Genomic DNA, 1,586 nt, shown 5'->3' on the forward strand with positions numbered 1-1,586 from the left:
GTCTATAAAGGCTTAAAAACAAAAGACAAAAACAGAGATTTAACAGAACATGAGTTTGTGAATCTTTTTAAAGAAAGTGATAGTATAAAATATGTGATGTGTGTCACAAGTCATTTAAAAAACAAACCGCTTCAGAAAACTATTAGTAAATACAACTCTAACATTGCGAAGTTATCTCTAATACAATGTTACCAAGAAATGAGAACAGAATATTATGATTTATCTTTTGAGGTTATTAAAAATGATGCTTGTTTCTCGTAATGACAACATTGCGAAAACAACTACAGCTAATAATATAACTAGCTAAATAGTTGCTTGATTAAAGTTAAGTCATATTTTGAAAGTGTTCCAAGTTTGTCAATTTGACTTATTAAAGGGAAAAGGTAATACGAAGATGATAAAATTTGGCTCTTGATTAACCGAATGGTTATAGCTTATTTTCAAGATAAGAGCCATATATAAGACTGTTAGGCAAAATATTATATATGAACTTAGAACAAGTTGAAAGGGATTTCAAAGATAATATTACCCAATACGAAACCTTAGGGAAAAATCTTTCTGAATCGCTAAAGTTCTTGTTGAAAAAAAAGAACATTCAGATTTTATCGCTTTCTTATCGAATTAAAAACACTGAATCTTTTTTAGAAAAAATCGAGAGAAAATCTTATTCAAATCCTTTGCTGGAAATCGAAGACATTTGTGGAATCAGAGTAATTTGCTACTACAAAAGGGATATAAAAAGAATAAAAGAAATTCTTTCAAAAGAACTTGTAATTCATGAGTCCACTGACAAAGAGGAAGTACTAAAATACGACCAATTTGGATATCGCTCCCATCATTTGATAGCCTCCATTAATAAAGATTGGGATTCAACCCCTATATTTAGAGGTTTATCCAATTTGAAATGCGAAATTCAAATTAGGACAGTTTTGATGCATACTTGGGCAGAAATAGAACATTCATTATCCTATAAAAACGAAGTTCAAACTCCATCTCAATTTAGAAGAAAAATTCACCTAATTAGCGCAATGTTAGAAGTAGCCGATGGACAGTTCGAAGAACTAAAAATCGAAAGTGAAAAATACCAAAAAGCACTTTCAAAGAAAATTATTGAACCTGACGAAAAAGTCGAATTAAATCTGGACACATTACAAGCTTTTATGGATAATAATTTGCCAAAAAGACAAAAGGACATTGATGCCACTGGCCAATTGCTGAATCAGATGATACGTTATCATGTCTCTTTGAATGACCTGAGAAAAGCTTGGCAAGTTGTAAAGGATGATTTCTACAGTATCGAAAAAGACTTTTGGGGGAATAGAAATTCAAGTTTCACCAAATGGATTCAGGCAGGAATTGCAAGATTTGTCTTGGATATTTCTCATCCAGAATTTATAAAACGACTTCCAGAAGGACCTCAAAGATTAGAAAGAGAAAAATATCGTAAAAAATACTTTGAATAACAGAGAACTGAGTTAATAAAAAGTTTTTAATTTTCTATTTAACCTTGTGAAAATTTTGTGCAAATAAAAATTAGTTCATTGGTTTTCAGAGGTAAAACATAGCACCCCATGCGCGTACGCTAC

Annotated in this window: 2 protein-coding genes; both read left to right on the forward strand. The window is 31.0% G+C overall.

Annotation, left to right across the window (positions count from 1 at the left end; translation table 11 throughout):
- A partial coding sequence (locus A7D14_RS20245) for a hypothetical protein (RefSeq protein ID WP_218058535.1) occupies window positions 1-261 on the forward strand: 261 nt, incomplete at its 5' end.
- A 224-nt stretch (window positions 262-485) separates the two neighbouring features.
- Complete coding sequence (locus tag A7D14_RS12845; RefSeq protein WP_067035219.1) at window positions 486-1,463, forward strand: GTP pyrophosphokinase family protein; 978 nt, start codon at window positions 486-488, stop codon at window positions 1,461-1,463.
- Window positions 1,464-1,586: the final 123 nt, after the last annotated feature.

Origin of the sequence: Allomuricauda sp. CP2A (assembly GCF_001683915.1) — a bacterium.
Lineage (GTDB): Bacteria > Bacteroidota > Bacteroidia > Flavobacteriales > Flavobacteriaceae > Flagellimonas.